This window comes from Sphingomonas sp., from assembly GCF_036269755.1.
Lineage (GTDB): Bacteria > Pseudomonadota > Alphaproteobacteria > Sphingomonadales > Sphingomonadaceae > Sphingomonas.
Map to the genome: position 1 here is coordinate 1 of NZ_DATBDV010000002.1, position 22,474 is coordinate 22,474.

27 protein-coding genes and 1 tRNA gene are annotated in these 22,474 nt (G+C 66.2%); 7 read left to right on the forward strand and 21 right to left on the reverse strand.

What is annotated here, in order from left to right:
• The 9 genes from VH326_RS00780 to rpsL form a co-directional block, all read right to left on the reverse strand.
• The coding region (locus VH326_RS00780) for a 50S ribosomal protein L23 (RefSeq protein ID WP_329629890.1) at window positions 1–225 on the reverse strand (225 nt) is incomplete at its 3' end.
• On the reverse strand, window positions 218–847 hold the full coding sequence (rplD, locus tag VH326_RS00785; protein ID WP_329629891.1) for a 50S ribosomal protein L4: 630 nt from the start codon (window positions 845–847) through the stop codon (window positions 218–220). The genes rplD and VH326_RS00780, both read right to left, overlap by 8 nt.
• A gap of 2 nt (window positions 848–849) precedes the next feature.
• A complete protein-coding gene (rplC, locus tag VH326_RS00790) occupies window positions 850–1,608 on the reverse strand; it encodes a 50S ribosomal protein L3 (RefSeq protein WP_329629892.1) in 759 nt (252 codons plus the stop codon).
• Window positions 1,609–1,851: 243 nt separating this feature from the next.
• Window positions 1,852–2,160, reverse strand: coding sequence for a 30S ribosomal protein S10 (gene rpsJ, locus VH326_RS00795; protein ID WP_066776796.1), 309 nt, complete (start codon window positions 2,158–2,160; stop codon window positions 1,852–1,854).
• Window positions 2,161–2,334: 174 nt separating this feature from the next.
• Window positions 2,335–3,528 carry an elongation factor Tu gene (gene tuf, locus VH326_RS00800; protein ID WP_329629893.1) on the reverse strand — a complete coding sequence of 398 codons (1,194 nt, stop codon included), beginning with the start codon at window positions 3,526–3,528 and terminating at the stop codon, window positions 2,335–2,337.
• Between the two features lie 106 nt (window positions 3,529–3,634).
• Window positions 3,635–5,728 (reverse strand): elongation factor G, encoded by a 2,094-nt coding sequence (fusA, locus tag VH326_RS00805; protein WP_329629894.1) that lies wholly within the window; start codon window positions 5,726–5,728, stop codon window positions 3,635–3,637.
• Window positions 5,729–5,776: 48 nt separating this feature from the next.
• Window positions 5,777–6,004: a hypothetical protein gene (locus VH326_RS00810; protein WP_329629895.1), complete on the reverse strand. Its 228-nt coding sequence runs from the start codon at window positions 6,002–6,004 to the stop codon at window positions 5,777–5,779.
• Window positions 6,005–6,033: 29 nt separating this feature from the next.
• Entirely contained in the window at window positions 6,034–6,504 is a 471-nt protein-coding gene (rpsG, locus tag VH326_RS00815; protein WP_329629896.1) for a 30S ribosomal protein S7, read from the reverse strand.
• Between the two features lie 60 nt (window positions 6,505–6,564).
• On the reverse strand, window positions 6,565–6,936 hold the full coding sequence (rpsL, locus tag VH326_RS00820; RefSeq protein WP_010185487.1) for a 30S ribosomal protein S12: 372 nt from the start codon (window positions 6,934–6,936) through the stop codon (window positions 6,565–6,567).
• Window positions 6,937–7,182: 246 nt separating this feature from the next.
• Here rpsL and VH326_RS00825 point away from each other — a divergent pair, with 246 nt between their 5' ends.
• From VH326_RS00825 to VH326_RS00835, 3 genes are read left to right on the forward strand one after another with little or no spacing between them, the layout of a single operon-like run.
• The gene (locus VH326_RS00825) at window positions 7,183–7,782 is read left to right on the forward strand and encodes a hypothetical protein (RefSeq protein WP_329629897.1); all 600 of its coding nucleotides are present in this window, start codon (window positions 7,183–7,185) and stop codon (window positions 7,780–7,782) included.
• Between the two features lie 47 nt (window positions 7,783–7,829).
• Window positions 7,830–8,300, forward strand: coding sequence for a polymer-forming cytoskeletal protein (locus tag VH326_RS00830; protein ID WP_329629898.1), 471 nt, complete (start codon window positions 7,830–7,832; stop codon window positions 8,298–8,300).
• Window positions 8,301–8,306: 6 nt separating this feature from the next.
• Window positions 8,307–8,759: a GFA family protein gene (locus VH326_RS00835; RefSeq protein WP_329629899.1), complete on the forward strand. Its 453-nt coding sequence runs from the start codon at window positions 8,307–8,309 to the stop codon at window positions 8,757–8,759.
• On the opposite strand, the gene VH326_RS00840 is transcribed toward VH326_RS00835, so the two are convergent.
• Genes VH326_RS00840 through VH326_RS00870 form a run of 7 tightly spaced genes read right to left on the reverse strand, consistent with a single transcriptional unit; the run spans window position 8,756 to window position 15,104 of the window.
• A complete protein-coding gene (locus VH326_RS00840) occupies window positions 8,756–9,922 on the reverse strand; it encodes a hypothetical protein (RefSeq protein ID WP_329629900.1) in 1,167 nt (388 codons plus the stop codon). The genes VH326_RS00835 and VH326_RS00840 overlap by 4 nt on opposite strands.
• A gap of 10 nt (window positions 9,923–9,932) precedes the next feature.
• A complete protein-coding gene (locus VH326_RS00845) occupies window positions 9,933–11,342 on the reverse strand; it encodes a hypothetical protein (RefSeq protein ID WP_329629901.1) in 1,410 nt (469 codons plus the stop codon).
• 7 nt (window positions 11,343–11,349) lie between these two features.
• On the reverse strand, window positions 11,350–12,750 hold the full coding sequence (gene lpdA, locus VH326_RS00850) for a dihydrolipoyl dehydrogenase (protein ID WP_329629902.1): 1,401 nt from the start codon (window positions 12,748–12,750) through the stop codon (window positions 11,350–11,352).
• A 19-nt stretch (window positions 12,751–12,769) separates the two neighbouring features.
• Entirely contained in the window at window positions 12,770–13,222 is a 453-nt protein-coding gene (locus VH326_RS00855) for a hypothetical protein (RefSeq protein WP_329629903.1), read from the reverse strand.
• Window positions 13,219–13,578, reverse strand: coding sequence for an acyl-CoA thioesterase (locus VH326_RS00860; protein WP_329629904.1), 360 nt, complete (start codon window positions 13,576–13,578; stop codon window positions 13,219–13,221). Before VH326_RS00860 ends, VH326_RS00855 begins: the two co-directional genes overlap by 4 nt.
• Window positions 13,571–13,759, reverse strand: a complete 189-nt coding sequence (locus tag VH326_RS00865) for a hypothetical protein (RefSeq protein ID WP_329629905.1) — start codon at window positions 13,757–13,759, stop codon at window positions 13,571–13,573. Before VH326_RS00865 ends, VH326_RS00860 begins: the two co-directional genes overlap by 8 nt.
• Window positions 13,760–13,796: 37 nt before the next feature.
• Window positions 13,797–15,104 (reverse strand): pyruvate dehydrogenase complex dihydrolipoamide acetyltransferase, encoded by a 1,308-nt coding sequence (locus VH326_RS00870; RefSeq protein WP_329629906.1) that lies wholly within the window; start codon window positions 15,102–15,104, stop codon window positions 13,797–13,799.
• Window positions 15,105–15,246: 142 nt separating this feature from the next.
• Here VH326_RS00870 and VH326_RS00875 point away from each other — a divergent pair, with 142 nt between their 5' ends.
• The gene (locus VH326_RS00875; protein WP_329629907.1) at window positions 15,247–15,702 is read left to right on the forward strand and encodes a universal stress protein; all 456 of its coding nucleotides are present in this window, start codon (window positions 15,247–15,249) and stop codon (window positions 15,700–15,702) included.
• Between the two features lie 303 nt (window positions 15,703–16,005).
• Window positions 16,006–17,301 (forward strand): M28 family metallopeptidase, encoded by a 1,296-nt coding sequence (locus VH326_RS00880; protein ID WP_329629908.1) that lies wholly within the window; start codon window positions 16,006–16,008, stop codon window positions 17,299–17,301.
• A gap of 92 nt (window positions 17,302–17,393) precedes the next feature.
• Here the strand turns inward: VH326_RS00880 and VH326_RS00885 are convergent, their stop codons facing one another.
• From VH326_RS00885 to VH326_RS00900, 4 genes are all read right to left on the reverse strand, one after another.
• A complete protein-coding gene (locus VH326_RS00885) occupies window positions 17,394–18,413 on the reverse strand; it encodes an RcnB family protein (RefSeq protein ID WP_329629909.1) in 1,020 nt (339 codons plus the stop codon).
• 133 nt (window positions 18,414–18,546) lie between these two features.
• Window positions 18,547–19,032 carry a GAF domain-containing protein gene (locus tag VH326_RS00890; RefSeq protein ID WP_329629910.1) on the reverse strand — a complete coding sequence of 162 codons (486 nt, stop codon included), beginning with the start codon at window positions 19,030–19,032 and terminating at the stop codon, window positions 18,547–18,549.
• Window positions 19,033–19,132: 100 nt separating this feature from the next.
• Window positions 19,133–19,558, reverse strand: a complete 426-nt coding sequence (gene arfB, locus VH326_RS00895; protein WP_329629911.1) for an alternative ribosome rescue aminoacyl-tRNA hydrolase ArfB — start codon at window positions 19,556–19,558, stop codon at window positions 19,133–19,135.
• Between the two features lie 9 nt (window positions 19,559–19,567).
• A complete protein-coding gene (locus tag VH326_RS00900) occupies window positions 19,568–20,218 on the reverse strand; it encodes an RNA pseudouridine synthase (protein ID WP_329629912.1) in 651 nt (216 codons plus the stop codon).
• 70 nt (window positions 20,219–20,288) lie between these two features.
• On the opposite strand from VH326_RS00900, the gene VH326_RS00905 reads away from it, so the two are divergent.
• Window positions 20,289–21,068, forward strand: a complete 780-nt coding sequence (locus VH326_RS00905; protein ID WP_329629913.1) for a M15 family metallopeptidase — start codon at window positions 20,289–20,291, stop codon at window positions 21,066–21,068.
• A gap of 135 nt (window positions 21,069–21,203) precedes the next feature.
• On the opposite strand, the gene VH326_RS00910 is transcribed toward VH326_RS00905, so the two are convergent.
• Entirely contained in the window at window positions 21,204–22,136 is a 933-nt protein-coding gene (locus VH326_RS00910; protein ID WP_329629914.1) for a DUF2171 domain-containing protein, read from the reverse strand.
• Window positions 22,137–22,393: 257 nt separating this feature from the next.
• Between VH326_RS00910 and VH326_RS00915 the strand changes: the two genes are divergently transcribed.
• Window positions 22,394–22,469, forward strand: a tRNA-Ala gene (locus VH326_RS00915).
• Window positions 22,470–22,474: the final 5 nt, after the last annotated feature.

The window sequence follows — 22,474 nt, forward strand, 5'->3', positions numbered from 1 at the left end:
CTTCTTGGTCTTGCCCTTCTGGACGATCGTGTTGACGTTCGTGACGCTGACATTGAACAGCGCCTCGACGGCAGCCTTGATCTCGGGCTTGGTCGCGTCGCGCGCGACCTTGAACACCACCGCATTCTGTTCCGACATCATCGTCGACTTTTCGGTGATGTGGGGGGCGACGATCACGTCATAATGACGGATGTCGATCGCGCCCTTGCTCGGCTTCTTAGCCATTGAAACGCGCCTCCAGCTGTTCGACAGCGGCGCGCGTCAGCACCAGCGTGTCATGCTTCAGGATGTCGTAGACATTGGCGCCGGCGGCCGGGAGCACGTTGAGGTGCCCCAGATTGCCCGCGGCGAGGGCGAAGCTGGTGTCGACCGCGTCGCCGTCGATGAACAATGCCGTCTTGCCGAAGCCGAGCTTTTCCAGACTGCCCTTGAGCGCCTTGGTCTTGCCGTCCTTCACCGTCAGGCTGTCCATGATCACCAGCGAGCCCGCCTTGGCATGGCTCGACAGCGCCATCTTGAGGCCGAGCGCGCGGATCTTCTTGTTCAGCGACGGATTGAAGTCGCGAACGCGGGCGCCGTGCGCCTTGCCGCCGCCGACGAACACCGGGGCGCGGCGATCGCCGTGACGGGCGGTACCGCCGCCCTTCTGGCGACCGAACTTCTTGCCGGTGCGGGCGACGTCGGCGCGCTCACGCGTGCCGCGCGCGGTGGCGCGACGCTTTTCGAGCTGCCAGGTGACGACGCGGTGCAGGATGTCGGCGCGCGGATCGAGGCCGAACACCTCGTCGTTGAGCTCGACGTCGGCTGCTTTAGCCTTTGCGTCGAAGGAGGAAATCTTGACCTTCACGTTCAGCCCTCCTGGCCTTCGGTCGCTTCGGGCGCCTGGACTTCCTCAGCGGGAGTCTCGGCGGGAGCGGCAGTGTTGCTGTTGGCGGCCTGCTTGAGCCCGGCCGGGAACGGCGCGTCGGCGTGGCGGGCGACCTTGACGGCGTCCTTGACGAGCAGCCAGCCGCCCTTCGAGCCAGGGACCGAGCCCTTGACGAAGATCAGACCGCGCTCGACGTCGGTGCCGACGATCTCGAGATTCTGCTGGGTGCGGTTCTTGTCACCCATGTGACCGGCCATCTTCTTGTTCTTGAAGACCTTGCCCGGATCCTGGCGCTGACCGGTCGAACCGAGCGAGCGGTGCGAGACCGAAACACCGTGGCTGGCGCGCAGACCGCCGAAGCCCCAGCGCTTCATGCCGCCCTGGAAGCCCTTGCCCTGCGTGCGGCCCTGAATGTCGACGATCTGGCCGGCGACATAATGGTCGGCCGAAATCTCGGCGCCCACGTCGAGCAGTCCGTCTTCGTCGACGCGGAATTCGGCGAGGAAGGCCTTCGCCTCGACCTCGGCCTTGCCGTAATGGCCACGCTGCGGCTTGGCGACGTTCTTCGCCTTGGCGACGCCCGCGCCGAGCTGAACGGCGCTGTAGCCGTCCTTATCCTTTTCGCGACGGGAAACGACCTGCAGCCCTTCGAGGCTCAGCACGGTGACCGGCACGTGGCGGCCGTCGTCCTGAAACAGGCGGGTCATCCCCAACTTCTTCGCGATCACGCCAGTGCGCATGATCTTGGCTCCTTACAGAGGCACATGCAGACAATCCGCAAGTGCGTGTGGGCATCCGTCGAAGTGATACTTCGATGGAACCCGTCAGCCCGGTAATGCGAAGCGAGCCCCCCGTCCCGGGCTGGTGTTCCTGGCATAAGCCTGAAACGTGACGGGAGACGCTGCCTGACCCGAAGATCAGCGGTATCTCTATTTGTCAGCGTCCCGCAGGACCCGTGAGGGTCGACCGCGGGAGCAGCGCCATTAGGCGAGCTTGATCTCCACGTCAACACCGGCGGCGAGGTCGAGCTTCATCAGCGCGTCGACCGTCTGCGGGGTCGGCTGAACGATGTCGAGCATGCGCTTGTAGGTGCGAACCTCGAACTGCTCGCGCGACTTCTTGTCGACGTGCGGGCCGCGGTTGACGGTGAACTTCTCGATGCGCGTCGGCAACGGGATCGGACCACGGATGAGGGCGCCGGTGCGGCGCGCGGTGTCGGCGATGTCGCCGGTTGCCTGATCGAGCACGCGATGATCGAATGCCTTCAGGCGAATGCGAATATTGCTATCCATGGTTCCTGCCGATGCGAAAGAGCGGGGCGGTTTTCCTCTTTCGAGAGCCGCCTCTTGCTGGTTCAAAACTAAACTGGAGGGGCGCCACTACAGGTGCCCTCACTAAAAGGCAACCGCCCGCCGCTCCTTTTTTGACGAAGGAGCGGCGGGCGGCCGTTTGTCGATCGGATCAGCTTACTTGCTGATGCCGCTGACGATGCCCGAACCGACCGTGCGGCCACCCTCGCGGATGGTGAAGCGCTGGCCGACGTCCATGGCGATCGGCGCGATCAGCTTGATGCCGAGCGCGACGTTGTCGCCCGGCATCACCATCTCGGTGCCCGCGGGCAGTTCGACGGTGCCGGTCACGTCGGTGGTGCGGAAGTAGAACTGCGGACGATAGTTGGCGAAGAACGGCGTGTGACGGCCACCCTCGTCCTTCGACAGGACGTACACTTCCGAGTTGAAGTCGGTGTGCGGCGTGATCGAGCCCGGCTTGGCCAGAACCTGGCCACGCTCGACTTCCTCACGACCCACACCGCGGATCAGCGCGCCGATATTGTCGCCGGCCTGGCCCTGATCGAGCAGCTTGCGGAACATTTCGACGCCGGTGACCGTGGTCTTGCGGACGGTCGGCTGGATGCCGACGATCTCGACTTCCTCGCCCACCTTGACGATGCCGGTCTCGACACGGCCGGTGACGACGGTGCCGCGACCCGAAATCGAGAACACGTCCTCGATCGGCATCATGAACGGCTTGTCGAGCGGACGCTCGGGCTGCGGCAAATACTCGTCGACCGCCTTCATCAGGTTGAGCACGGCTTCCTTGCCGAGCTTCTCGTCCGAACCCGAAAGCGCGGCAGTAGCCGAGCCCTGGATGATCGGGATATCGTCGCCCGGGAAGTCGTACGAGCTCAGCAGCTCGCGGATTTCCAGCTCGACCAGCTCGAGGATTTCGGCGTCGTCGACCAGGTCGACCTTGTTCATGAACACGACCATCGCCGGCACGCCGACCTGGCGCGCGAGCAGGATGTGCTCGCGGGTCTGCGGCATCGGGCCGTCGGTCGCCGACACGACCAGGATCGCGCCGTCCATCTGCGCGGCGCCGGTGATCATGTTCTTCACATAGTCGGCGTGGCCCGGGCAATCGACGTGCGCATAGTGGCGCGCTTCGGTCTCATATTCGACGTGCGCGGTCGAGATCGTGATGCCGCGCTCGCGCTCTTCGGGGGCCTTGTCGATGTTGGCGAAGTCGACCGCGGTGCCGCCGGTCGTTTCCGCGAGCACCTTGGTAATCGCCGCGGTCAGCGACGTCTTGCCATGGTCGACGTGACCGATGGTGCCGATGTTCATGTGCGGCTTGTTCCGCTCGAATTTTGCCTTCGCCATTGTTTCCTACCTTCTGGATTCTGATTCGCGGCCTTGACGGCGCCACGCGAACGCGGCCCCTTAACGACCTATTTCCGTTTAGGCCAGCCCTGCGGGCGAAGCCCGGTTAAGCCAATTTCGCCTTCACTTCGTCGGCCACGTTCTGCGGCACTTCGTCGTAATGGCTGAACTGCATCGAATAGCTCGCGCGGCCCTGGGTGAACGAGCGCAGCTGGTTCACGTAACCGAACATGTTCGCGAGCGGCACCATCGCCTCGACCGTTTGCGCGTTGCCGCGGCTGTCGGTGCCCTGGATCTGCCCGCGGCGGCTGTTCATGTCGCCGATGACGTCGCCCAGATAATCCTCCGGGGTGACGACTTCGACCTTCATGATCGGCTCAAGCAGCTTGATGCCGGCCTTCTGCGCGGCTTCACGCATCGCACCGCGCGCGCAGATTTCGAACGCCAGCGCCGACGAGTCGACGTCGTGATACTTGCCGTCGATCAGCTCGACCGAGAAGTCGATGATCGGGAAGCCGATCAGCGACCCCGTCTCCGCCGTCTCGCGCATGCCCTTTTCGACCGACGGAATATATTCCTTGGGGACGTTACCGCCCTTGATCGAATCGACGAAGACATAGCCCGACCCGCGCTCGCCCGGCGTGACCTTGACCTTCACTTCGGCGAACTGGCCCGAACCGCCCGACTGCTTCTTGTGCGTGTAGGTTAGCTCGACCGGCTTGCCGAGATATTCGCGGTACGCCACCTGCGGCGCGCCGACGTTCGCCTCGACCTTGAACTCGCGCTTCATGCGGTCGACCAGGATTTCGAGGTGGAGCTCGCCCATCCCCTTGATGATGGTCTGGCCGCTCTCGTGATCGGTCGACACGCGGAACGACGGGTCCTCGCGCGCGAGGCGGTTGAGCGCAACGCCCATCTTCTCCTGGTCGGCCTTGGTCTTGGGCTCGACCGACAGCTCGATGACGGGGTCCGGAAACTCCATCCGCTCGAGGATGATCGGCGCGTTCATCGCGCACAGCGTATCGCCCGTGGTCGTATCCTTCAGGCCCGCCAGCGCGACGATGTCGCCGGCATAGGCTTCCTGGATGTCCTCACGCTCGTTCGCATGCATCAGCAGCATGCGGCCGACCTTTTCCTTCTTGTCCTTGACCGAGTTGGTCACCTGCGACGCGGTTTCGAGCTTGCCCGAATAGATGCGCGCGAAGGTCAGCGTTCCGACGAACGGGTCGTTCATGATCTTGAACGCGAGCGCGGAGAACGGCGCCTCGTCCGACGACGGACGCGAATCCTCGTCGCCGTTGGGCAGGACGCCCTTGATCGCCGGGACGTCGAGCGGGCTCGGCAGATAGTCGACCACGGCATCGAGCAATGGCTGCACGCCCTTGTTCTTGAACGCCGAGCCGCACACCACCGGCACGAACGCCATGGCGAGCGTGCCCTTGCGGATCATCTTCTTCAGCGTCGGGACGTCGGGCTCATTGCCTTCCAGATACGCTTCCATGACATCGTCGTCCTGCTCGACGGCGAGTTCGATCAGCGTGTTGCGGTATTCGGCCGCCTTGTCCTTGAGGTCGTCCGGAATGTCCTGATATTCGAACTTCGCGCCCAGCGACTCCTCGAGCCAGATGATCGCGCGGTTCTCGACCAGATCGACCAGGCCCTTGAACTGCCCCTCGATGCCGATCGGGAGATAGAGGACAGCCGGGGTCGCGCCCAGACGATCGATGATCGACTGCACGCAGAAATAGAAGTCGGCGCCGGTGCGGTCGAGCTTGTTGACGAAGCACATCCGCGGCACGCCGTACTTGTCGGCCTGCCGCCACACGGTCTCGGACTGCGGCTCGACGCCGGCAACGCCATCGAAGCATGCGACCGCGCCGTCGAGCACGCGCAGCGAACGCTCGACTTCGATGGTGAAGTCGACGTGGCCCGGCGTGTCGATGATGTTGATCAGGTGCTCTTCGCCCTTGCCGTCCTCGGCCTTCCACTTGCACGTGGTCGCCGCCGACGTGATCGTGATCCCGCGCTCCTGCTCCTGCTCCATCCAGTCCATCGTCGCGGTGCCTTCGTGCACTTCGCCGATCTTGTAGGACTTGCCGGTGTAATAGAGGATGCGCTCGGTCGTCGTCGTCTTGCCGGCATCGATGTGGGCCATGATGCCGATGTTGCGATAGCGTTCGAGCGGATGGCTGCGGGCCATGACGTGCTTTCCTTAGTTGGATTATAATATGTCTGAACGCCGAAGCGCTCAGGGAAAAAAGAGCTTGGCGATCGCAGCGCCGGCACCGAGCAAAGCCGCGGTGGCGAGCATCGCCTGAAAGATCATCGAACGCGGCATAAGTTCGCGGTCGCTGTCTAACTTCAAGCGCTCTGCAGCCAATTTATTGGCTTCAGCCATCAGTTTCCGCGTTTCCGCCTCGATACGCGCCGATTGGCGGTTCAGTTCTTCGACGGACGGTTCAGATGCGGTTGCCATGGCTTTGCCTCCAAGCGCAATATAGCCACTTACCAGCGATAATGCGAGAAGGCGCGGTTGGCTTCGGCCATGCGGTGCGTGTCTTCGCGCTTCTTGACCGCGTTGCCGCGGTTGTTCGACGCGTCGAGCAGTTCGCCCGACAGGCGCGCCGACATGGTGTTCTCCGAACGCGCACGCGCGGCGGTGATCAACCAGCGGATCGCCAGCGCCTGGGCACGCTCGGGGCGCACTTCGACCGGCACCTGATACGTCGCACCACCGACGCGGCGCGAACGGACTTCGATGCCCGGCTTGATGTTGTTGAGCGCGTCGTGGAACACGCCGAGCGGGTCCTTCTTGGCGCGCTGCTCGACGGTGGTCATCGCCGAATAGACGATGCCTTCCGCGACGGACTTCTTGCCGTCCAGCATGACGCTGTTCATGAATTTCGACAGAACCTCATCCCCGTACTGGGGATCAGGCAGGATTTCCCGCTTTTCGGGACGACGACGACGAGCCATTTCAAATTCCTTGTTGTGCTTCAGCTTACCCGGAACGCGTCCGGCGCTTACTCTGGCCGATTATTTGGGGCGCTTGGCGCCGTACTTCGAACGCGACTGGCGGCGATCCTTGACGCCCTGCGTATCGAGCACGCCGCGCAGGACGTGGTAGCGAACGCCGGGCAAGTCGCGCACACGGCCGCCGCGGATCAGGACCACCGAGTGCTCCTGAAGGTTGTGACCTTCGCCCGGTATGTAGCTGATCACTTCGCGGCTGTTGGTCAGGCGGACCTTGGCCACCTTGCGCAGCGCCGAGTTCGGCTTTTTCGGGGTCGTCGTATAGACGCGCGTGCAGACGCCGCGCTTCTGCGGGTTCTGCTCCATCGCAGGGACCTTCGACTTGGCCTTCTGCGGGTCGCGGCCCTTGCGGACCAGCTGGTTGATCGTTGGCATGAAGCCCTTCACCTTTGCGTTACCAGAATTCTGGCGGTTACTTTGCCGGGAGCCTTGGAGAAAACGAAAAGGGTCCATGAGAGTCTCGTCGACTCTCCGGGACCCGCGTCTTCCGGCAGCGTTCAGCTCTCCCCACACGGCAAAAGAGCCGGTGGAGCGGGCGCGCCTATAGACTCGGGCCGCGGCGCGGTCAACCGGCGGGGCGGCTTTACCGGGCGCTAACCCGCCATGGGCTAGCATCGTGCAATGCCGTTGTCGCCCGCCCCCCTGCCCGGCCTCGCCGCCGCGCGCCAAGCGACGCGCCGGACATGGCTGGTGCTCGCGATCGTCGCGCTCGTGCCCGGCTGGGCCGCGGCGCAAGCGATGGGCGGCTTCGCGACCATAGGTGCGCAGACCCTTTCGAAAGACGCGCCCAACGTCTGGTCGATCGTCGCTCGGCTGCCGTGGCTCGGCGCCCTCCCCCTCGCCGGGCTCGCCATGGCCAGCGCGATCGGCGCCGCGGCGTGGCTGGCGGCGCACTTCTCGGCCAGGCCACCGCGCGACGCGCTCGCCGCAGCGTTGCTGATCGCGCTGGTAGTCCCCGGCCTGCTGCCCGGCATGACGCCCGTCGATTTTCTGCTCGCCGGCTTACTGAGCGTCGCGCTTTCGGCGCGCGACCGCGACCGCGCGAGTCTGTCGATCGCAGCGACGATCGGCGCCGGCCTCGCCTTGGCCTCGGCCGATCTCGCCCCGCTCGGCGCGGCACCGATGATCGTCGTAACCGCGCTGGTCGCGCAGCGGTTCTTCCTATCGCCGGCCAATGACAATGGCTTGCCGCTAAATCCGCTTGCCGAATTGCCGGGTTAGGCCCAGCCTTTCCGTTTCGCCCGCGAGTCGGGTTCGGGAGGGTCGATATGTTCAACAAGCGCGATGACGCCCCGGCGTCGCCCCATCAACCCGCGCCCGCCGCGCGCCGCGCGCCCGCGGGAGGCTTTTCGGTGATCGGGCCCGACATGGTCGTGATGGGTAACGTTCGCGCCTCGGCCGATTTGCATGTCGAAGGGCGAGTCGAGGGCGACCTTGACTGCGGCAATCTCGTGCTCGGCGCCGAAGCATCGATCCAGGGCCAGGTCCGCGCCGAGAGCGCGCGCGTCGCGGGCACGATCGAGGGATCGGTCGCGATCCGGCAGTTGGTGGTCGAATCGGGCGCGCGCATTTCGGGCGATGTCGATTACGAATCGATCTCGATCGAGAACGGCGCGCAGATCGACGGGCGGTTGCGCCATGCGGCGAACCTCAAGACCGCGGCGTCGAGCAACCCGGCGCTGACCGGGCCCAAGGAACTCAAGATCGTCGACTCGTCGAGCGACGTCGCGGCGGCCTAGTCTTTCATGCCGGAATGGGTCCTGCCGATGGCCGGCGGCTGCAGGTGCGACCGCGTACGGTTTGCGATCACCAGGCCGCCGGTAATCACGATGCTGTGCCATTGCACAGGATGCCAGCGGATGACCGGCAGCGCATTCTCGACCACGGCGATTGTTCCCGCAGACGGCTTTGCGGTAATCGAGGGCGAGACGGTGATCGGCGGTATTCACGGCGACCAGGGCCGCCATCACCATTGCGACTGGTGCAAGAGCTGGCTGTTCACCGAAGTCGATCCGGCGATGGGCGTCGTCAACGTCCGCGCGACGATGCTCGACGATCCCTCCTGGTTCGTGCCGTTCGCCGAGACTTATACCAGCGAGGCGCTACCCTGGGCGCTCGCGGGCACGCAGCATGCGTACGCCAAGTTCCCGCCGATGGACGATTTCCAGAAGCTGACCGCCGAGTTCGCCGCGCGCTAGGAGCAAGGCTTGAGCACCACTTTCTCGCGCGGCGCGCCGGCGACGGTGTAGATCCGCTCGGCCGGAAACTTCACGCGCAGCCCGGTCTTGGGCAGGTCGAAATCGTAGACCGCACCCTTCAATCCCGCCATCCGTCCGCCGCACACGGGCTTGCCGAGTGCGATGAAGCCGACCGCGAGCCCCTCGCCCATGCTGCCGGTCCAGCGCCCGGTGCGGACGCTGACCGGACCGGGATGGTATTTGCCGGGACGCGGCAGGACATATTCGACCCATTGCCGCGGGATCCCGGTTTCGCGTTCCTCGGACGGCAGCTGGTGCATCTGGTACGGCATCGGCTTCGTCACGAACCATCCCATCACCGCGCGCGCGATCGCCGAATTCCCGCCCGACGGCGTGTCGGTCAGGTCGACCACTACCGGTGCGCGCGCCGGCAGCTTGGCCATCGCCGCATCGAACGCAGCGATCGTACCGTCGTCGCCGATCGAATTGTTGAAGCGGATCGTGGTGACGCCGCGGGCCGCGGTCACGGTCAGTGCCGGACGGTCGGGCTGGTTCTTATACAGACTGTCAAGCGTCAGCGTCCGCTCGCCTCCTGGCCCGGCGAAGGTCAGCACACGCGGGCGATCGCGGCGGCCAGCGGCCAGCACACGTGCGGCAAACGGCGCGCGCTCGCCGACGGGCTGTAACCCCATCCGCGACCAGAACGCCGCCACCGCGGCATCGATCGGCTGGCCGTCGGCTTTCACCAGCCGCTCGCTGACCCGCACGCCCGCCTTCGCCGCGATGCTGCCCTCCTTGACCGCATCGACGACGTACGCATCGCCCGTCTTCACGATCCAGATGTCGGCATAGCTCGGCACGATGCCCCAATCGTCCTTGAACGAAGCGCCGGTCAGCGCGTGGTGATCGGCCAGTGCGGCGATCATGTCCTCGGCATAACGGAGCAGCGAGTCGCGGTCGTGCACCGCATCGCGCTCGGCGATGAGTTGCGGCGAGGTCGGCACGCGCCCGCCGGGCAAGTCGTCGAGGTAAGCGTAATTGTCGCGGATCAGCCCCTCGAGCGACACGGCATCGTCACGGTAATCGGCGGCGCTATGATCGGCCGGGGCCGCTGCGGTCAGCGACATCAGGGCGACCAGGGCCAGAGCGCATGAACGTCGCATCGTCGCCTCCTCAGCTCGTCAGCATCGCCCGATAGCTGTCGGGTGCGTGCGGCAAGATCGCGCGGCTGGCAATGCCGCCCGCAATTATGAGCCCCAGCGCCGCGCCACCGATCCTGAGCGCGCGCCGCGACGGTCGAGCGTCGGCCAAGAGCACGACTGCCAACGCGGTCGCCATCATCGGCCACAAATGATAGCGCAAATCCGACGCGATGCTGATCACGGCGAAGCTCGCCTCGAGCGCCAGTGCCGATACGAGCAGGGCCAGCGCGAGGTCGCGGCGCGGTGACGCGGGTCGACGAAGCGCAACGACGAGTGCGGAGATCGCCACCGCCAGCCACGCGATCGGCCAGGCGAGCGGCGTTTCGGCGAGCGGCGCGGTCGCCTGGTTCAGCCAGGCCGCCACCGTTCCCGGGTTGCCGAGGCCGATCGTGTTCGGCTCAGCCTCGGTCGGCGGCCAGGCGCCGAGCCAGCCTGCGGGCACCAGCCAGCGTTCGGTCGAGTTGAGGTGGCTCAGCCGGTGCTCGGTATAAGCGATCGGATGGCGCACGATCGCACCCGCGAGCGTCGCATAGAGCTGCCCGACGGAGAGACCGGCGAGCGGCGCTTCGGCTTCGGCGCACGGCCCGTCGCCGAGCGGATCCCAAAAGTAACCCTTGACGCAATGCCCGCGCCGCAGCCCCTCGGCCTGGGCCGGACTCAGATGCGTCGCCGATGGATCGGCCACGCGCATCGCGATCCCGGCGAGGTCGTAGCGCGGCTGAGTGGTGCGTATGCCGGTATCTTCCGCACCGAAAACCTGGTGATTGACGACCTGCATTCCGCCTAACGTCGCCAGCACCATCGCCACCGTGAGCAGCGCCCGCATCCGCCACCGCGTCGCCACGAGCATCGCAACGAGCGGCGCGACCGCGAACACCGCATTGGCGCGCACCAGCGTCGCGTAAAGAAGCGCGACCGCAACGAGCGCCCAACCCCACCACGGCACGCGCTTGTCGGCCAGCCGCCACCACGCGACTATTCCCATGCTGGCGAGCATCGCGCCGAGCATCTGCGCGTCCTTGAGCACCGCCATCTGCCAGAAAAGGAACACCGGCAGCACGCCACAGGCAAGCACCGCGACCGCCGCACCCCGCCCGCCGATCCGCGCCAGCGCGCCCGCGATCAGTCCGAGCCCCAGCCAGTACAGCCCGACCTGCACCACCAGCATCGGTTGCGCCTGGCCACCAAACACACCGCGCAGCACCGCCCACAACCGCGCCATCGCCGGCGGATGCCAGTCGTCATATGCCCCGCTCAGCACCTCGCCGAACTGCGACACGGTGTCGTACATCGCGATCCCCGGCCACGCCGCCGCGATCGTCAGCGCCGCGAGCAAGGCCGCCGCCAGCGGCCATGACGCGAGGACCGGCCGCGGCGTCACGTCACCATCAGATATGCAGCGCCCGGCCGTACGCCGCGAGCACGCTTTCGTGCATCGCCTCGCTGATCGTCGGGTGCGGGAAGACGGTTTCCATCAACTCGGCCTCGGTCAGCTCGCCGGTCTTGCCGATGGTGTAACCCTGGATCATCTCGGTCACTTCGGCGCCGACCATGTGCGCGCCGAGCAATTCGCCGGTTCTGGCGTCGAACACCGTCTTCACGAACCCCTCGGCCTCGCCCAGCGCGATCGCCTTGCCATTGCCGATGAACGGAAACGTGCCGACCTTGACCGTATAGCCCGCCTCCTTCGCCCTGGCTTCGGTCAGCCCGACGCTGGCGACTTGCGGGTGGCAATAGGTGCAGCCTGGGATGTTGAGCGGGTCCATCGCGTGCGGATGCTTGCCGGCGATCGCCTCGACCGCGATCACGCCTTCGTGACTTGCCTTGTGCGCCAACCAAGGGGGCGCGGTGATGTCGCCGATCGCGTAGATGCCGTCGACATTGGTGCGGCAATCGGGCCGGGTCTTGAGGAACCCGCGCTCGTCGACGTCGACGCCCATTTCCCTCAGCCCGATATCGGCGGTGTTGGGAACGATGCCGATCGCGACGATGACGTGGCTGAACTCCTCCGCGGTCTCCTTGCCCGCCTTGTCCTTCAGCTTGGCGGAGACGCCGTTCGCGCCGACCTTCAGGTCGCTCACCGCGGCACCCGTCAGGATTCGCATCCCCTGCTTGGTCAGCGCTTTTTCGAGGAACGCGGAGACATCGGCATCCTCGACCGGGACGATCCGGTCGAGCATTTCGACCACCGTCACCTCGGCACCCATGTCCTTGTAGAAGCTGGCGAATTCGATCCCGATCGCGCCCGAGCCGATCACCAGCAGCTTGGTCGGCATTTCGGACGGAGTCATTGCGTGGCGGTACGTCCACACGCGCTTCCCGTCGGCGGGGAGGTTGGGCAAGTCGCGCGCCCGCGCGCCGGTCGCGACGATGATGTTCCTGGCGGTCAGATCGGTCGTCTTACCGTCGGCGCCGGTGACAGTCAGCTTGCCTTTGCCGGTCAACTTGCCGGTGCCCATGTGGACCGCGATCTTGTTCTTCTTCATCAGGTGCGTGACGCCCTGATTGAGCTGCTTCGCCACCCCGCGCGACCGCTTGACCACCGCCGCCAGATCGGCGCTGATCCCCTGCGCAACTAGCCCGAAATCCTTGGCATGCTGCATGTAGTGATAGATCTCGGCCGAGCGCAGCAGCGCCTTGGTCGGGATGCACCCCCAGTTGAGGCAAATCCCGCCGAGCAACTCACGCTCGACGATCGCGGTCTTGAGCCCCAGCTGCGCCGCGCGGATTGCAGCGACGTAACCGCCGGGGCCCGAGCCGAGCACGATGAGGTCGTAGGTTTCAGCCACTGGAAGGCATCCTTACTAATCAAACAAAAGTGAAATGCGGTCGGCGCAATCGATCGTAATTAACCAAGCCACCGATCAGCCCTGCCATCGCGCCGCAAATTGCCGTGAAAGCAGCCAGCTCAAGATAGGGGCCAAGGAGCACGACAAACAACACAACATTGGCGATTGCCCCCGCCGCAGCCAAAGCTCCGAGTCGCCCCAGACCTGTCTTTACGCGGCTGCACACGAGCGCGGTCAGCGGTAGGCCGAACAGAAGCATCGCAACGAATGCGATAGCGATCCAGTCTACGATTGCGTCAATTGTCGTTCGGAATCTCCACTGCGAGAAAGGAATGCCGAAATCGAACTGGCCGAAAGCTTCGAGGAAATAGGCCAGGATCGGTCCAACGATCAGCGCCGCAATCGCGATACGCGCGGGGACAAGGAGAATTCTGGCTAATCGCACGCTAGAGATGTCGGGTGATCGGGTCATGGGCCGACCCCAACGAACACAAGCCGACCCTCGGCCACCCGCGCCAACGCCTCGCCATGCCGATCACGCGTCCACGCTTCGGTCGCGATCGTCAGCGACGTGCGGCCTTCACCAACCACCTCAGCCCAGACCGACAATTCCTCCCCGATCACCACCGGCGCCGTAAACTGGAATCCGTCCGCCGCGACCACCGGCGCTCGCTTGCCGGTGCGGCGCGACGCAAGGCTCCCTCCAGCCAGCGCCATCTGGCCGAACAGCCAGCCGACGAACGCGGTGCCATAGGGGTTGGCGTCCGCCGCCATCGCGGTCACGCGAATGTCGGGCGCGCGCTCCGGTGGCGCTGTAGCCTCAGTCATCGGTAGCCGGCCGGGCGCCGGCACGGTCGAGCCGCCAGGAATCGAGGAACGGCTTGAACCCCAGTCCAACCACGAACGCGATCGCCACCCAGCCGATCGGCCAGATCGTTGCGGAGCCCTGCGGATAGCTCCACACCGCGGCGCGCGCGACGAACCAAGTCACGACGGCGCTCGCGGCCATGTAGCAGAATTCGGCGATCGTTCGCCCCGACATCGGATCAGGCCAGCATGCCGAGCGGGTTCTCGATCAGCGCTTTGAACGCCTGCATCAGCTCGGCGCCGTCGGCCCCGTCGATCGCGCGATGATCGAAGCTGCCGGTCGCCGACATCACCGTCGCGACACCCAGCGCGTCGTCGATCACATAGGGCCGCTTCTCGCCCGCGCCGATCGCCATGATCATACCCTGCGGCGGGTTGATCACCGCCTCGAACTGCTTGATCCCGAACATGCCCATGTTGCTGAGCGAGGCGGTACCGCCCTGATATTCCTCCGGCTTGAGCTTGCTGTCGCGGGCGCGGCCGGCGAGGTCCTTCATCTCGGTCGAGATTGCCGCGACGCCCTTGGTATCCGCGCCGACGATGATCGGCGTGATCAGCCCCGACGGAGTCGAGACCGCGACCGAAATGTCGGCGCGGCTGAAGCTGATCAGCTGGTCGGGGGTGAACATCACGTTGCACTTGGGCACCTGGATCAGGCTGACCGCGAGCGCCTTGATGATCAAATCGTTGACCGACAGCTTCACGCCGCGCGCCGCGAGCGATTTGTTGAGATCGCCGCGCAGCTTGAGCAGCGCGTCGAGCCGGATGTCGACCGTCAGATAGATGTGCGGGACGGTCTGCTTGGACTCGGTCAAGCGGCGCGCGATCGTCTTGCGGACGTTCGACAGCTTGGCGGCTTCGTGCGGGATATCCGGGATCGCGGCAGGCTTGGCGGGCGCGAAGGCGGCAGCCGGTTGCGCCGGCGCAGCAGCGGCCGGCGCGGCGCCGGGCTTGGCGCCCTCGACATCGGCCTTGACGATTCGACCGTTGGGCCCGGAGCCAGTCAGCGCCGAAATCTCGATCCCCTTCTCGGCGGCGATGCGGCGCGCGAGCGGGGAGGCTTTCACTCTTTCTCCCTCTCCCCTCTGGGGAGAGGGCCGGGGAGAGGGGCTCGCCGCGGGCGTGGACGCTTGTGACTGGCCCTCTCCCGCCATCGGCTTCGCCTCGGCACCCTCTCCCCCAAGGGGAGAGGGAGTATTGGCTTCGGCGTTCGGTGCGGCCTTGGGCGCCGCCGACGCATTCTCTCCCTCGACCGCCAGGATCGCGATCACCGCGCCGACTTTCACCCCATCGGTCCCCTCGGGCACGACGATCTCGGCGATCACGCCCTCGTCGACCGCCTCGAATTCCATCGTCGCCTTGTCGGTCTCGATCTCCGCCATCAGGTCGCCCGACTTGACGCTGTCGCCCGCCTTGACCAGCCACTTGGCCAGCGTGCCCTCCTCCATCGTCGGCGACAGCGCTGGCATCTTGATCTCGATGGGCATTCTTCGTCCTCGTCGTCGTCCTGGGGAGGCGGACCGTGGCTGAACGCTTTCGCCCCCCCCAAGGTTCGGGTCAAGACCGGGCACTTGCGCAGAACCCCGGTTCGCGTCACCTACTCAAACGTAACGGCAAGGGCATTCGATCATGCGCATCTACCTGGTGGTGGTCGACGACACGCCCGAGGCCGAGGTCGCGCTGCGCTTCGCCGCGCGGCGTGCGGTCAAGACCGGCGGCGGCGTCGAAATATTGTCGCTGCTCCCGCCGCAGGAATTCATCGCGTTCGGCGGGGTCCAGGCGACGATCGAGGAGGAAGCGCGGCACCATGCCGAGGCTTTGGTCGCAGGCGCGGCTGGCACCCTGTTCGAGGAATCGGGGTTGAAGCCCGCGATCACGGTCAAGCAAGGCGACGGCCCCAAAATCATTCGCGAGATGATCGCAGCGAACAAGCAAATCGCCGCATTGGTGCTGGGCGCCGCGGCGACCGGGGCTCCGGGGCCACTGGTCGCGCATTTCGCGGGCGCCGATGCCGGCACGCTGACCGTGCCGATCATGATCGTCCCCGGCAGCCTCGACCGCGAGGCGATCGACCGGTTGAGTTGATTCGATGCTGCTGAACGGTTCCGAACCCGGCTTCTGGAAGGGCGTGGTAACCGACCTCGTGTTGCACCCACACCGATCGTTCAGTTGGGTCGATGGCCTGTTGATTGCCGGGGCGTTGCTGGCGTTTGTAATGCTTGAATATCTTCTAGGCGCAGCTGTGGGCTGGGTCGCTAGGCGCGCCGGGCGGATCGGAGTCGAGTACCGAAGAGCCAACGGCCCGCCCCCGAGGAGCGGGGATCAAGTCCTTCCTCCCGACTAGAGGCGACACTTGCGCGGAACCGTTGCCTCCGCCACGCTCCTGCCATGCGCAAACGTCTTCCCCTCATCGCCCTGCTCCTCGCCGCAGCCGCCCCGGCCTCCGAACCCACCTCCCCCGTCGCGATGAAGGCGACGGTCACCGCATTGGTCGGGTTCGGCACCCGGCATACCTTGTCGACCACCACCGACCCCAAGCGCGGGATCGGCGCGGCGCGCGCTTGGGCGAAGGCGCGGTTCGAGGCGATCGGCGCGGCGTGCGGCGGGTGCATCACGACCGAGACGATCAGCCGCAATTTCACTGGCCCGCGCGCGCCGAACGGAGTCGAGATCGTCGACGTGCTCGGCATCCAGAAGGGCTCCGACCCCAACCGCGTGGTGATCGTCGGCGGGCACATCGACTCGAGGGTCGGCGACGAGATGGACGCCAAGGCCGACGCGCCGGGCGCCAACGACGACGCCTCGGGCGTGGCGGTGGTGCTTGAGGCCGCGCGGATCCTCTCCAAGTCGAAGTTCAAGGCGACGATCGTCTACGCCGTCTTTTCGGGCGAGGAGCAGGGGCTGTGGGGCGGCAAATTGCTCGCCGACACCGCCAAGGAACGCGGCTGGCAAGTCTCGGCGATGCTCAACAACGACATCGTCGGCAATTCGGTGGGCCAGGGTGGCGTCGTCGCCAACAAGACGGTGCGCGTGTTTTCCGAAGGCATCCGGCAGTCGGAGGATCTGCGCGGCGACCTCGCGCGGCGGATGAACGGCGGCGAGGATGACGGCCCGAGCCGAGCGCTGGCCAAGGCGATCGACCACGTCGCGGCGGGGATTCCCGGCGGGCTCGACGCGTTCATCGTGCGGCGCCCCGATCGCTTCGGGCGCGGCGGCGACCATGAGCCGTTCCTCGATCTCGGCTATCCCGCGGTGCGCTTCACCGTCGCCGCCGAGAATTGGACCGGCCAGCACCAATATGTCCGCACCGAAAACAGAGTCGCGTACGGCGACACGATCGACAAGATGGACTTCGTCTATCTGGCGAAAGTCGCCGCGATCAACGTCGCGACGCTCCGCCGCCTGGCGAGCGCTCCGGCGGCGCCCGATGGTGTGACGGTGGCGGGCGCACTATCGCGCGACACCACGGTCAACTGGCAGCCGGTGTCGGGCGCAGTGAAATATCGAGTCCGCTGGCGCCCCGCCGACGCGCAGAATTGGAGCATGAGCCGCGATGTCGCGGGCGTGACAGATTTCGTGCTCAAGAACGTGCCGATCGACGACAATTTCGTCGGCGTGTCTGCGGTCGCGGCGGATGGATCGGAGAGTTTGGTCACGTTCGCCGGGCCCGCGCCGCGCCGGTGACTCGTCCTCCCTTTGGGGGAGGGAAGATGACAGCAAACCGCCCGCCCCCACTGGCGTGGAGACGGACGGCTTCCCCCCTCAGGGCTTAATGCTTAGCTGCCGAGAATCGGCCGCGGCGCTTTGCAGCTGCAGCGCGGTTTCGGACGCGGGTGCCAGCGCCTGACCACGCGCACCACACGCCGAGGCGCGACGTAACGCTCCTCGACATATTCGGTGGTCGTCGTGGTGGTCGTCACCGATCCCGGAATGACGATCGTCGTGACGCTGCCTGGCGACGTATAATAGGTGTTGCCATACGCGATCCGCGGCGGGCCGGCCATTGGGGGCCCGGCCATCGGCGGCGGACCGCCGGCATAACCGCCGCCCGTCGAATAGGTATAGCTCCGAGTCGTGGTCGACGACCCGTCATACCCGCCCGGCGCCGGATAGGGCGCGCCATAGCCCGGTCCCGGCCCTTGCGGCGCCGGATAGGCAGCCGGCGGATAGCCCGGGCCGGCATCGCCGCCATAGGCATAGTCGCCACCCTGATACTCGTCGTCATAGGCGTAGCCGCCCTGATAGCGGTCCCAGTCGACGCTGCCGATCGAGTCGTAGACCATGCCGTTGGCATCGATCAGCACCGCGTCGTTGTAATAGCGGCTCCAATAATAGCCCTCGGGCGGCATGCCGAGCCCGTACAGCTGCCAATCGCTGATGATATAATTGGGCGAAATCCAGTAACCGGGAAGCCGCTTACCGCGCTTCATCCGGGAATAGCCGTTCCAGCCGCCGGGCGCCTGGACGCCCGCCCACCAGAACCCGCCGATGCGGTTGCCCCAGCGGCTGCGCCCATTGCGCTGCCCGCCATTATTGCCGCGCCACTGGCCACCGCCTTGCCACTGAGCACCGCCCTGCCATTGGCCGCCTTGCCGCTGGCCGCCCTGCCATTGGCCGTTGCGCTGCCATTGACCGTTCGCTGGACGAGGCATGTTGGGCATCGGCCTGGGATTGGCGCGCGGCGGCATCGGCCTCGCAACCGGCGGCTGGCCCTGCGGGCCGATTCGCTGCGCCTCGGCGGGGGTCGCGGCGACGCTCATCGCGGTCGCAATCGCAGCAATCACTAGGGTTCGCATGGTTAACACTCCCTGTTACCCGCCGGCGGCATTAACCAACACCCGTCGACGCTTCTTGGCAAGTGTTACCAAAAGTCGCGGTTTTCCGCCAGTTTAGCGCAGCCGGGAATCGCGTCCCGATCTGGATCAGGAATCAGCGATTAACCCTGTCCGTTAGCATCTTCGCGAGTCGCTCGAGCCCCGCGGCGTCCTCGGCGTCGAACCGCGACGGGCTGGGGCTGTCGAGATCGATCACCGCCACCACGCGGTCGCCGTCGACGATCGGCACGACCAGCTCGGACCGGCTGGCGGCGTCGCAGGCGATGTGGCCCGGGAAGGCCAAGACGTCGTCCACCAACTGAGTCGCGTGCGTTTCGGCCGCGGTGCCGCACACACCCTTGCCGAACGGGATGCGGATGCACGCCGCCTGGCCCTGGAACGGCCCGAGCACCAGTTCGCCGCCGACGTTGCGGTAGAAGCCGGCCCAGTTGAGATCGGGAAGATATTGCCACAGCACGGCGGCGGCGTTCGCCATGTTGGCGATCGCATCGGGTTCGCCCGCCGTGACGGCGTCGATCGCGGATAGAACGTCGCGGTAGAGCGCCGGCTTATCGTCGGTGGCTATATCAAAGGCGTACATTCTCGTTCCCGTCGCCCCGGCGGAGGCCGGGGCCGTTGCCTAATATGCTAACGGCGTCCCGCAAAATCCAGCGGCCCCGGCCTCCGCCGGGGCGACGGTTCTACTCCACCCTCACCCGACCCCGCCCCGCCTTTACCGTACTTCTGCCCTTCTTGGCATCGACTCGCCGCGCCTTCGCCGCCTTGCTCGGCTTCGTTGGCCGCCGCTTCTTGGGCACGATCGTCGCCTCGCGGATCAGGTCGAGCAGCCGGTCGCGGACTTCCTGGCGGTTGAGCAGCTGCGAGCGCGCGCCTTCGCTACGCAACACCAATACGCCCTCGTTCGTCATCCGCGACCCGGCGAGCGACGCGAGCCGAGCCTTCACTGCCTCCGGGAGATTGGGCGAGCCCGCCACGTCGAACCGCAGGATCACCGCACTGTCGGTCGTGTTGACATGCTGCCCGCCCGCACCGCCCGAGCGCGTGAAGCTTTCGTCCAGCTCGTCGCTGTCGATGCTGATCGATCGAGTGACCGGGATCATCGGCATGGTTGAACGCTAAGCGTCCCCGAACCCGGCCTTGGCGAAGCGATCCGGCAACTGCGCGACCGCTTCGATCGCCGGCTTGCCCTCGCGCGGCACGGTCAGTTCGGCGGCGTGGAGCAGCATGCCGAGCGGGTCGGCCTTGCCATAGACCGGATCGCCGACCACCGCCGCGCCGAGACCTTCCAGAGCATGCACGCGGATCTGATGCGTCCGCCCAGTCTCCGGCCGGAACTCGACCAGCGTCCGCCCGTCCTGCACCCGCAACGCCTTCCATGCGGTGCGCGCCGATTTGCCCTCCGCGCTGCCGGTCATCCGCCAGCCGGCTTCCCGCGTCGATACCTTGGCGAGCGGCAGGTCGATCATCCCCTCCCCCTCGACGACGCCCTCGAGCACCGACAGGTACCGTTTGCGCACCAGATGCTGCTCGAACGCCTGCTGGAACCGCGCATGCGCCTTGGGATTGCGCGACAGCAGCAGGCACCCCGAGGTGTCCTGGTCGAGCCGGTGCACCGCCACTGGCCAGCGCTTGAACCCGAAGGTCAGGCTGTCGAGATGGTTCTCCAGACTGATCGCGCCCGATCGCGGGCGGTCGACCGGCAACCCCGCGGGCTTGTCGATCACCAACGCCTCGCCATCGAGGAAAAGAACACGGTCCGCCAACATTCGCAGCCCCTTGCCACCCGGCGCGGCGCTATGCCAGTGAGGCTGTCGCTTTATCCCCCCGGAGCGTTTCATGCGGTTGCGTTGGTTGTTCGGATTTCTCGCCGGGATTCTGCCTGCCGCCGCGCTCGCACTCACCCCCGTGACCTTATGCCCCGGCCAGAATATCGAGCCGATGCCCGACGGCCGGATGCTCGGGCACTTGCCCTATGCCGAGGCAAACCCGGCCGACATCGTCACCATTCCCAACGATTTCGGGGTCGGGCGGCCTTGTGAGATGCACCGCGACGCAGCGGTGGCGATGGAGCAATTGCTCGCCGCCGCGAATCTCGATCCGGCGGTCAAAGGCAGGCTGCGCGGCGTGTCGTGCTTCCGCACCATCGAGCGCCAGCGCCAGATCTTCTGCAGCCAGATCGGCCCGAAGAAGCGCTGCGCCAACGCTGCCGAACGCGCCAAGAGTTCGGGCCCGCCGGGCTATAGCGAACACGCCACGGGCTATGCCCTCGATTTCGGGATCCGTCCGCTGGCCAAGGGCTGCGGCGACGTCAGCGACTGCATCGCGCGCACGCCGCCGGGGCGCTGGCTGCTCCAGCACGCCGCCGAGTTCGGGTTCGAGCTGTCGTTCCCGCCGGGCAACGCGCAAGGCGTGACGTGGGAGCCGTGGCACTGGCGTTGGGTCGGCGTCACTGCCGCCACGCCGGGAGCAGCCCGCGCGCGCGCGCTATTCGCGACCGCGCGCACTCGCTTCCCGGCGATGCCGATGGTGCCCGACGTGCCGATCCCGCCAGAATGGCGCGCGGTGATTGGCCCGGCGCCGGCGCCCACGCCGACGCCGGTCTGGCCTCAACGTTAACTCCCCTCCCTGAAAGGGAGGGGTTGGGGGTGGGTGACGTGCTCGTGGTACGACCGCGTACTTGCGCGCCGCATCCGTACTACCCGGACGCCACCCACCCCTAGCCCCTCCCTCTTAGGGAGGGGAATGAGCGGATCAATACGTCCCCGAAAAGCTCCGGTTGAGGATTCGGCCCTGGCCGTCCTCCTCGCGGTCCTGATCGTCGCCGAAGAACGCGCCGCTCTCCTCGTTGCGCCAATGCGCCTGGGCTTCGTCGGCGGTCTTGCGTAGCGTCACCTTGTCGTCGACGCTTTCGATCCAGCGCGACGGGATCGAATGATGGCGGCCGCCGGCATCGGGGTCGCTCTTGGTCAAGAGGATGCGGTCGCCGCGCACCTTGTCGACGGTGCCGATATGTCCGCCGTCGGAGCCGACCACGTCCATATGCTCGGTCACGCGCGACAGCGACGAACGCTGGGTGTCGCGCTCCTTGCGCCAGGCGTCGAATTCGCTCGTGAAGCGCTCGTGATTCTCGCGCCGATATTCGTCATAGTCGCGGTCGAGCGCGGCGATCTGCCCGGCGCGCCAGCTGTGATAATGGTCGTCGCGCGCGCTGCGCGACCGGTCGTAGCGCTGGTCCATTTCGCGGCGCCGCTCGGCCTCGTTGTCGCCGAACCACGAGCGAACCTCGTCGCCGGCGCGGTCGAAGAAGGTGCGTTCGTCATAGTCATAGCCCTGCGGCCGGCCGCGGCCCTGGTTGCGATCGCCACGATCCATGTCGGGCCGGCCGCGGTCGCGATTGGCGGTGTAGCCGCCATAGCCGCCGCGATCATCGTCATATCCGCCACGCGATTGGCCGTACCCGCGATTGCCGTAATCCTGCATGCGGTTGCGGCTGTAATAGCCGCGCTCGCCGTAATCGTCGCGCCCGCCGGCGAACGAGTCGCGGCCCGAGCCGTAATCGCGCGCCGCCGCATCGTCGCCACGGCCGCGGTCCGACTGGCCGTAATCGCCGTATTGGCCGTAGCCCTGGCTGTCGCGGTTCCAGTCGTCCTGCGACCGGCCGCGCGGGTAGCGTTCGTTGGCCATCGAAATCTCCTATGTCCGTTTCAGGGTTCGACGGCGGGCGCGGACAAAGAGGAAAATCCGCGTCCACCTGCCCATCATAACGGTGGAGAAATGGTGCAAGTTCCAGCGGTTCGTCGCATACCGCGCGGTCTGCCGGTCATTCGCGCGAACCCACCGCGAAGCGTTTCGCGTGCCCGCTTGGCGGTGTGTTGCAAAGCCCGAAAATGGCCGCTAGACGCACCGCTCCCGAGCGCCAAAAGGCGCATCGGGGGTGGAGCGGGGCTGTAGCTCAGATGGGAGAGCGCTGCAATCGCACTGCAGAGGTCAGGGGTTCGATTCCCCTCAGCTCCACCAGACCT